10 protein-coding genes and 1 pseudogene are annotated in these 9,174 nt (G+C 63.5%); 8 read left to right on the top strand and 3 right to left on the bottom strand.

All coding sequences use genetic code 11. The annotated features are described in order from the left end of the window. Positions 1–285: 285 nt before the first annotated feature. From rpsF to G3N93_RS27465, 7 genes are all read left to right on the top strand, one after another. The gene (gene rpsF, locus G3N93_RS27495) at positions 286–660 is read left to right on the top strand and encodes a 30S ribosomal protein S6 (protein ID WP_174914751.1); all 375 of its coding nucleotides are present in this window, start codon (positions 286–288) and stop codon (positions 658–660) included. Between the two features lie 40 nt (positions 661–700). Further along, entirely contained in the window at positions 701–1,000 is a 300-nt protein-coding gene (priB, locus tag G3N93_RS27490; RefSeq protein WP_011657069.1) for a primosomal replication protein N, read from the top strand. 4 nt (positions 1,001–1,004) lie between these two features. Continuing rightward, positions 1,005–1,280, top strand: coding sequence for a 30S ribosomal protein S18 (gene rpsR / locus G3N93_RS27485; RefSeq protein ID WP_174941147.1), 276 nt, complete (start codon positions 1,005–1,007; stop codon positions 1,278–1,280). Positions 1,281–1,307: 27 nt separating this feature from the next. Next, complete coding sequence (gene rplI, locus G3N93_RS27480; protein WP_124498629.1) at positions 1,308–1,760, top strand: 50S ribosomal protein L9; 453 nt, start codon at positions 1,308–1,310, stop codon at positions 1,758–1,760. Positions 1,761–1,899: 139 nt separating this feature from the next. Then, positions 1,900–3,282: a replicative DNA helicase gene (locus tag G3N93_RS27475; protein WP_011352313.1), complete on the top strand. Its 1,383-nt coding sequence runs from the start codon at positions 1,900–1,902 to the stop codon at positions 3,280–3,282. A 140-nt stretch (positions 3,283–3,422) separates the two neighbouring features. Then, positions 3,423–4,049 carry a DUF47 domain-containing protein gene (locus tag G3N93_RS27470; protein WP_174941145.1) on the top strand — a complete coding sequence of 209 codons (627 nt, stop codon included), beginning with the start codon at positions 3,423–3,425 and terminating at the stop codon, positions 4,047–4,049. Between the two features lie 10 nt (positions 4,050–4,059). After that, positions 4,060–5,070, top strand: coding sequence for an inorganic phosphate transporter (locus tag G3N93_RS27465; RefSeq protein WP_011352311.1), 1,011 nt, complete (start codon positions 4,060–4,062; stop codon positions 5,068–5,070). A 139-nt stretch (positions 5,071–5,209) separates the two neighbouring features. On the opposite strand, the gene G3N93_RS27460 is transcribed toward G3N93_RS27465, so the two are convergent. Next, a complete protein-coding gene (locus G3N93_RS27460; RefSeq protein ID WP_206134379.1) occupies positions 5,210–6,307 on the bottom strand; it encodes a C40 family peptidase in 1,098 nt (365 codons plus the stop codon). Positions 6,308–6,547: 240 nt separating this feature from the next. Next, positions 6,548–8,350 (bottom strand): PhoH family protein, encoded by a 1,803-nt coding sequence (locus G3N93_RS27455; RefSeq protein WP_174941141.1) that lies wholly within the window; start codon positions 8,348–8,350, stop codon positions 6,548–6,550. On the opposite strand from G3N93_RS27455, the pseudogene G3N93_RS41740 reads away from it, so the two are divergent. Next, positions 8,246–8,490, top strand: a pseudogene (locus G3N93_RS41740) (hypothetical protein); the annotation flags it as partial. The gene G3N93_RS27455 and the pseudogene G3N93_RS41740 overlap by 105 nt on opposite strands. 192 nt (positions 8,491–8,682) lie before the next feature. Here G3N93_RS41740 and G3N93_RS27450 read toward each other — a convergent pair. Beyond that, positions 8,683–9,144: a peroxiredoxin gene (locus G3N93_RS27450; RefSeq protein WP_006756046.1), complete on the bottom strand. Its 462-nt coding sequence runs from the start codon at positions 9,142–9,144 to the stop codon at positions 8,683–8,685. Between the last annotated feature and the right edge of the window lie 30 nt (positions 9,145–9,174).

Here is a 9,174-nt window from a genome sequence, read left to right as displayed (position 1 = left end):
GATCGCGCTCGACGCGCGGCTCGGCGGCGCGCGCACCGAGTGACGGCGCGACGGCGGGCTGCGGGCCCGCCGCGCGCTCCTGTTTCGACCCTGACTGGAAAAGAGACGGAAGGGCGGCCCGCCTGCCCGGGCTCGCCCCTTCAAGTCGTTGAAAACACGGCCGAATCCGCGTGCGAATTGTCGATTTGCCTTGCATGCGCCCCGTATCCGGGTTAGAATCTTCGGCTTCTCACTTGCCACACCGGTTCAGACGCCCGGGTGGCTTTAATCCACAAGGAGTGTGTAATGCGTCATTACGAAATCGTATTCATCGTGCACCCCGATCAAAGCGAGCAAGTGCCCGCGATGATCGAGCGTTACAAGACCACGATCGCTTCGCACGGCGGTCAGATCCACCGCGTCGAAGACTGGGGCCGTCGCCAACTGGCCTACATGATCGAGAAACTCGCGAAGGCTCACTACGTCTGCATGAACATCGAGTGCGACCAGACGACGCTCGACGAACTCGAACACGCGTTCAAGTTCAACGACGCCGTGCTGCGCCACCTCATCGTCAAGATGAAGAAGGCCGAAACCGGCCCGTCGCCGATGATGAAGGAAGTTCAGCGCGAAGAAGCCAAGAAGGCGGCTGCAGCTCAGCCGACCGAAGCGCAGGCTTAAGTTCGTCATTCATTAAGCCATCAAGGAGCGCGTCACTCACGTGAACAGGTTGCAATTGACGGCGAGCGTCGTCGAACGCGCACCGGTGCGATATACGCCGGCAGGTGTTCCGATCGCAAGCGCCACATTGCATCACCGCACGGAAGTCGTCGAAGCAGGCATTCCCCGTCAGGTCGAAATGACGATCGAGGCGGTGGCGGCCGGTGAGGCGAGCGGCAGGCTGGAGAGTCGTGAAATGGGCGTCGAAACGCTGTTCACGGGCTTCCTGGCAAAGAAAAGCCGCAACGCGAGAACCTTGGTGTTTCACATCACAGCATTGCAGGACATTGGAAAGGACTGAAATCATGCCCCGCCCGACTGGTAAGAAATTCGACAAGCGTCGTCAGCAACAAAACCCGCTCTTCAAGCGCAAGAAGTTCTGCCGTTTCACGGCTGCAGGCGTCGAGCAGATCGACTACAAGGACACGGATACGCTGAAGGACTTCATCGGCGAAAACGGCAAGATCACGCCGGCTCGTCTGACGGGTACGAAGGCGCACTATCAGCGTCAGCTGGATACGGCAATCAAGCGTGCGCGTTTCCTCGCGCTGCTGCCGTACACCGATCAGCACAAGGCGTAATCAGGCGACGCAATAAGGAGAATTCGAATGCAAATCATTCTGTTGGAAAAAGTCGCCAATCTGGGTAACCTCGGCGACATCGTCAAGGTCAAGGACGGTTACGCTCGCAACTTCCTGATCCCGAACCGCAAGGCTCGCCGTGCAACGAAGGAAGCGATCGCCGAATTCGAAGTTCGCCGCGCTGAACTCGAAAAGATCGCCGCTGAAAAGCTGGCAGCATCGCAGGCAGTCGGCGAGAAGCTGAACGGCCAATCGTTCGAAGTCACGCAGAAGTCGGGCGTTGACGGCCGTCTGTTCGGCTCGGTCACGAACGGCGACGTCGCGGAACTGCTGAAGAAGGCAGGTTTCGAAGTCGAGAAGCTGCAAGTTCGCATGCCGGAAGGCCCGCTGAAGATGATCGGCGAGCACAACGTCCAGGTCGCGCTGCATACGGACGTCGTCGTCGACGTCACGATCAACGTGATCGGCGACCACGCGTAAGCGTACGCAAGCTTTCCGGGCGGCTTCCGCCGTCCGGACAAGGGCAGGCGCCCGGGCAACCGGGGCCTGCCTTTTTTATTGCCTGCTCGCTGGTGGCCGGTATGGCGCCGTCCTGTGTAATTCGCGATAATCCCAACCCATGAACGCGCCGCAAGATCCTCAAATCGAATCGCTGAAAGTCCCGCCGCATTCGGTCGAAGCCGAGCAGTCGGTGCTCGGCGGCCTGTTGCTCGACAACGCGGCCTGGGACCGGATTGCCGACTTCCTGTCGCAGGGCGACTTCTATCGCTATGACCACCGGATCATCTACGAGCACATCGGCCGCCTGATCGCGTCGACGCGCCCGGCCGACGTCGTGACCGTGTACGAAGCGCTGACCACGTCCGGCAAGGCCGACGACGTCGGCGGCCTTGCGTACCTGAACGCCCTCGCACAGAACACGCCGAGCGCGGCAAACATCCGACGCTATGCGGAAATCGTGCGCGACCGCGCGGTGCTGCGCCGGCTCGTGTCGGTCGCCGACGAAATCTCGGCCGATGCGTTCAACCCGCAGGGCAAGGAAGTCCGCCAGCTGCTCGACGAGGCCGAGTCGAAGGTGTTCTCGATCGCCGAAGACGGCGCGCGCGGCAACCAGGGCTTCCTCGAGATCGGTCCGCTGCTCACGCAGGTCGTCGAGCGCATCGATACGCTGTACCACACGGCGAACCCGAGCGACGTCACGGGCACGCCGACGGGCTTCGTCGACCTCGACCGGATGACGTCCGGGATGCACGGCGGCGAACTGATCATCGTCGCAGGGCGTCCGTCGATGGGTAAGACGGCGTTCTCGATGAACATCGGCGAATACGTGGCGGTCGAGTACGGGCTGCCGGTCGCGGTGTTCTCGATGGAAATGCCGGGCACCCAGCTCGTGATGCGTATGCTCGGCTCGATCGGCCGGCTCGACCAGCACCGGATGCGGACGGGCCGCCTGACGGACGAGGATTGGCCGAAACTGACGCACGCCGTGCAGAAGATGAGCGAGGCGCAGCTCTTCATCGACGAAACGGGCGGCCTGAATCCGATGGAATTGCGCTCGCGCGCGCGGCGTCTTGCGCGGCAATGCGGCAAGCTCGGCCTGATCATCGTCGACTACCTGCAGCTGATGTCGGGTTCGTCGCAGGGCGAGAACCGCGCGACTGAAATCTCGGAAATCTCGCGATCGCTGAAGAGTCTCGCGAAGGAGCTGGATGTGCCGGTGATCGCGCTGTCGCAGCTGAACCGCGGCCTCGAACAGCGTCCGAACAAGCGTCCGGTGATGTCGGATTTGCGCGAATCGGGCGCAATCGAACAGGACGCGGACGTGATCCTGTTCATCTACCGTGACGAAGTTTACAACCCGGACAGCCCCGACAAGGGCACTGCCGAGATCATCATCGGCAAGCAGCGTAACGGTCCGATCGGCCCCGTTCGGCTCACGTTCCTGGGGCAATACACGAAGTTCGACAACTTTGCAGGGGCGCAGACGTTCTACGGCGAGTAACGCCGGTTTGTAAAGCCCTAAATCGCCAAACGTTGTATCCAATCCCGGCGCGCGCATGTGCGCGCGTCGCGGCACGACCGAATAACGGTACAATGTCGCCCGTTTTCGTGACAGTAGTTTGACAATCTCTCAGGAATCCCATGTTCGGTCGATTCATGCCCACCGAGGGCAAGTTCTTTGAACTCTTCAATGCGCACGCGAAGTACATCGTTTCCGGTGGCCGCGAGCTCGAACTGCTGATCGACAATCTCGCCGACGCCGAGATTCACAAGCAAAACGTGCAAACCGCCGAGAAGGCCGCCGACAAGCTCACGCACGAGGCGATCGATCTTCTGCACAAGACTTTCATCACGCCGCTCGATCGCGACGAGATTCACAAGCTGATCACGACGATGGACGACATCCTCGACCTGATGGAAGACGTCGCGACCGCCGTGTCGCTGTACGACGTGCGTGCCGTCACGTCCGAGGCGAGCCAGCTCGCGCACATCGTCACGCAGTCGGCCCAGCACGTTCAGCAGGCCGTCGCGATGCTGTCCGACATGAAGCAGTCGGCACAGATCCTCAAGGCATGTGAAGAGATCGACCGATGGGAGTCGGAGGCCGATCGCGTGCTGCGCGCGGCAATGTCGAAGCTGTTCCGCGAGGAAGACGACGTGAAGACGCTCATCAAGCTGAAGGCGATCTACGAGCTGCTCGAAGAGATCACCGACAAGTGCGAGGACGTCGCGAACATCATCGAAGGCATCGTGCTGGAAAACGCCTGAGCGGACCACGATGCATTCGATACAACTCGCCCTATGGATGGTCGCGACGCTGGTGCTCGTCGCGCTCGTATTCGACTTCATGAACGGCTTTCACGACGCGGCGAACTCGATCGCCACCGTCGTGTCCACCGGGGTGCTGAAGCCCCAGCAGGCCGTCGTGTTCGCGGCGGCGTTCAACGTCATCGCGTATTTCATCTTCCACCTGAAAGTCGCGCAGACCGTCGGTAAAGGCACGATCGATCCCGAGATCGTCGACCACTACGTCGTGTTCGGTGCGCTGGTCGGTGCGATCGGCTGGAACGTGATCACCTGGTACTACGGGATTCCGTCGAGCTCGTCGCATGCGCTAATCGGCGGCCTGGTCGGCGCCGCGCTCGCCAAGTCGGGCTGGAGTTCGCTGAACATCGACGGGCTGCTGAAGACCATCGCGTTCATCTTCATCTCGCCGCTGCTCGGTTTCATTCTCGGCTCGCTGTTCATGCTCGGCGTGTCGTGGCTGTATTTCCGCACCGCGCCCAGCAAGGTCGACCGGCGCTTCCGCCGGCTGCAGCTGCTGTCGGCCGGGCTGTACAGCCTCGGCCACGGCGGCAACGACGCGCAGAAGACGATCGGCATCATCTGGATGCTGCTGATCGCGTCGGGCTATGCATCGGCGACCGCCGATGCGCCGCCGGCGTGGGTGATCGGTGCGTGCTACCTGTCGATGGGCCTCGGCACGCTGTTCGGCGGCTGGCGCATCGTGCGCACGATGGGCCAGAAGATCACGAAGCTCAAGCCGGTCGGTGGTTTCTGTGCGGAAACCGGCGGTGCGATGACGCTGTTCCTCGCATCGTTCCTCGGCATTCCGGTGTCGACCACGCACACGATCACCGGCGCGATCGTCGGCGTCGGCGCGACGCAGAAGCTGTCGGCCGTGCGCTGGGGTGTGGCCGGCAACATCGTGTGGGCATGGGTGCTGACGCTGCCCGCGGCTGCGCTATTCGCGGCCGGTGGGTGGTGGCTGGGTCACCAGATCTTCTGATCGCCGATACGATACTGTCGAACGGACACGAAATGCGCCGCAAGCCGAAAGGCTGCGGCGCATTTTCTTTTGGAGGTGCGGGAATGTGCGGCGAAGGGCGGCTGCGGTCGCGGGTGGCCGCAGGCGAGGGCGAAGCGGGCTAGTAACTTCCGTTCGCGAACCGGGCGATCGGATCGTCAGCGGTGGCGGTGCGCGGGCTGACGGGTGCGGATTGGGTCGACGCACGCAGTACCTGAACGGGGGCGGGCTCGACACTGCGCGGTGACGCCGCCGCGGTGGCGGGCGGCGGTTCCGCATCGAAAGCGGCAGCCTGGGCGGCAGTCAGCGCCGTCGTCGGAATCCGTGTGCCAGTTTCAGCTTGGCCGGCCGGCGCGGCATTCGCCGTCATGGCGGCGCTGCCCGTACCGTCATTCACGGACGTTGCCTGCTGCTGGGCCGCCTGTATCCGTGGCGGCGGCGGTTCATACGGGTCGGCCGACGCGGCTGCGGGGGCGACCGCTGCAGTCGATACGACCTGCGGGGCCGGCATGGCCGGTGCGGGTGCCTGGGGTGCGGCCGCTTGCGGCGGCGCATAAGTTGGCTGGCGCGGTGCGGCGGCGGCAGTCACGACCACGGGAGCGGGCGCAACGGCCGGCGCGCTGCGCGGCTCGTCACGCTTCGCCTCGTAGGTCGGCGCATCGAACGGCGTAGGCGCCCCGCGCGGCGGCGCGACGCGGCGAATGCCGTCGAAACGCTTGGCCCAGTAAGGGTTCGTCAGGTAGTCGAGCCGCACGGTGCCGCCCGTCGACGGTGCGTTGACGAAGCGCAGCTTGCCGACGTAGATGCCGACGTGCGAATGCGGCCGCCCGGTCGTATTGAAGAAGATCAGGTCGCCAGGTGCGACCTGGTCGGGCTCGATCGACACGCCGCGGCCGCTCATGTCGGCCGTCGTGCGCGGCAGGTTCACGTCGGCCGCACGGCCGATCACGTAGCGCACGAGCCCGCTGCAGTCGAAGCCGCTCGTCGGGGTATTGCCGCCCCAGCGATACGGGACGCCGACGAGGCTCATCGCCTGGATCGAGATTTCTTCCTGGCCGACGCTGTGATCGACGAACTTCGGGAAATTGGCGGGGGCGGGGAACGCGCGCGGCGTCGTGATCTTCATGCCCGAGGCGGGGCGCGATGCCGACTGCGGCGGCACGCTGGAGCAGGCCGCAAGCAGTGAAACGACAGCAACGGGAACCCAGATTCGAAGCATGGCAAGGCGGGCAAGCGCGGCGCGCTCGCGAATCGTATGACAACAGACAGACCCGATGGTAGACGCACCGACGGGGCTTAAGCAACCATTCTTGAGAATTTACTTGAAGTTTCGCGCGTAAACCAGGTTGTTGCGTGACGATGTGTTACTTGCGTTTTCGACCCCAAATAAAAACGGCGCTCCGGAAAGGAGCGCCGCGATGCGTTGCGTCGAAGCCGGCCGACGGGCCAGCTTGTCGCGTTACAGGATGTCCGACGCGTAGTCGGCGAGTCGCGAGCGTTCGCCGCGTGCGAGCGTCACGTGGCCGCTGTGGCCCCAGCCCTTGAAGCGGTCGACGACGTACGTGAGACCCGAGCTGCCTTCGGTCAGGTAAGGCGTATCGATCTGCGCGATGTTGCCGAGGCACACGATCTTCGTGCCCGGGCCCGCGCGCGTGACGAGCGTCTTCATCTGCTTCGGCGTCAGGTTCTGCGCCTCGTCGATGATCAGGTACTTGTCGACGAACGTACGGCCGCGCATGAAGTTCATGCTCTTCACCTTCAGGCGCGAACGGATCAGTTCCTGCGTCGCGGCACGGCCCCATTCGCCGGCAGCGTCGTCGGTCTTCTGCAGCACTTCGAGGTTGTCGTCGAATGCACCCATCCACGGCTGCATCTTCTCTTCCTCGGTGCCCGGCAGGAAACCGATGTCCTCGCCGACGGGCACGGTCGCGCGCGTCACGATGATCTCGTTGTAGCGCTTGTCGTCGAGCACCTGCGCGAGGCCGGCCGCCAGCGCGACGAGCGTCTTGCCGGTGCCGGCCTGGCCGAGCAGCGTGACGAAGTCGATCTCGGGGTTCATCAGCAGGTTCAGCGCGAAATTCTGCTCGCGGTTGCGCGCGGTGATGCCCCACACGTTGTTCTTGTGGTGGCTGTAGTCGCGCAGCGTCTGCAGCAGCGCCGTCTTGCCGTTCAGTTCGCGGACGATCGCATGGAACGTCGGCTCGCCGTTCTGCGGCTCGAGATAGACGAACTCGTTGACGAGCATCGACGCGACGAGCGGGCCGGTCACGCGGTAGTACGTGGTGCCCGTCTTCGTGTCCTGCCAGCTCTCCATGCCCTTCGCATGCTTGGTCCAGAAGTCCTGCGGCAGTTCGCGTACGCCGGTGTACAGGAGATCCGAATCCTCGAGCACCTGGTCGTTGAAGTAGTCTTCCGCCGGCAGGCCGAGCGCGTGCGCCTTGATCCGCATGTTGATGTCTTTCGACACCAGCACGACCTGGCGATCGGGCCGGTCGCGCTGCAGTGCGCGCACGACGCCGAGGATCTGGTTGTCGGCCTTGCCTTCGGGCAAGCCTTCGACGGGCGCGATGTCCGCGAGCTTGGTCTGGAAGTACAGGCGGCCGAGCGCCTCGCGGCTGCCGAGGCGCGACAGCGGAATGCCGGCCGTGATCGCGCCGGCATCGGCGACGAGCGCGTCGAGCGTGCGGCTGACCTGGCGTGCGTTGCGCGCGACTTCGGACATCCCCTTCTTGTGGTTGTCGAGTTCCTCGAGCGTCATCATCGGCAGATAGACGTCGTGTTCCTCGAAGCGGAAGAGGCTGCTCGGGTCGTGCATCAGCACGTTGGTGTCGAGCACGAACAGTTTCTGCAGTTCGGCTTCGGCGGGCTTGCGGCTGCGCGACTTCGTCGCGGCGCCGGTATCGCGAGCGGGTGCGGCGGCCGGTTTGTCGGCAGCCGGTTTGTCGTTGCGCGCGACGACCGGTGCCGCGGGTTCGGCGGCCGCCGGCATCGGCTGCAGCAGTGCAGCCGTCTGTTTCGTCTTGCGGCCACGTGCGGGTGTGCTTGCGGCATCTTGCGTCGAAGACGCGACGGCGCGCAGTGGCGCTGCCGTGTTCGCGGCTTCGGTCATCGGTTGGGCCACGCTCGCCGGACCAAAGTCACCGGCTGTGGATGCGTCCCCTTCGGCGGATTTCTTCGCGGCTTTCGCGGGCCGCGCTTTCGCCTTGTATTCGTCGGGCGGCAGCAGGCTGCCGAGCTTGCTGGGGGGAGTAGGCAAAGGCATGGTGTCCCTCGGGAGGAATCGTGTCGCATGGCGTGCGCCGCTGATCGCATCCTGCGTGACGTAGACGCATGCAGTTTGCGCGCGGTGGCGCACAGGAAGTTCGTCTAGCCGGTTCGCCTAAGTGTCGATCAGCTCCTTGACGCGGTGAGGGCCGGACCGAGGGCCGGCGCGCAATCCATAAAAAAAGCCGCTGCCCCGTCGATAGAGGCATGCGGCTCGGCTGATACCGTCGTAATGCGCGTCAGGTGCCGGCAAGCATCGCAACGAGCACCGGCGCAGCTACGAGAAATATGGGGCGAACTGGCATTCATTGCGGCCCAATATAACGCGCCTCAAAGCGCTTGTACAGCACTTAGCACGTCGTCCACATGACCCGGTACCTTGATGCCGCGCCATGCCTGGCGAAGCACGCCGTCGGCGTCGATCAGGAACGTCGAGCGCTCGATTCCGCGCACTTCCTTGCCATACATTTTCTTCATCTTGATGACATCGAACAGCGCGCACAGCGCTTCGTCGGCATCGGAAATCAGCGGGAACGGCAGTTCGAGCTTTGCCTTGAAATTGTCATGCGAACGCAGGCTGTCGCGCGACACGCCGATGACTTCCGCACCGGCTTTCTTGAACTTCGGATAGAGATCGCGGAACTGCAGCCCTTCGGTCGTGCAGCCCGGCGTGTTGTCCTTCGGATAGAAGTACAGCACGAGTTTCTTGCCCTTCAGGTCGGACAGCGAAATGTCGCCGCCCGTGGCCGGTGCGGTGAAATCGGGAACTTGACGGTCAACTTCGACGGACACGTGTTTCTCCTGTTGTTATGGAAAGGCGCC

The sequence above is a fragment of the Burkholderia sp. Se-20378 genome (assembly GCF_017104665.1).
In the GTDB taxonomy this organism is placed as follows: domain Bacteria; phylum Pseudomonadota; class Gammaproteobacteria; order Burkholderiales; family Burkholderiaceae; genus Burkholderia; species Burkholderia lata.
This window is presented reverse-complemented; position numbering and strand designations above follow the sequence as displayed.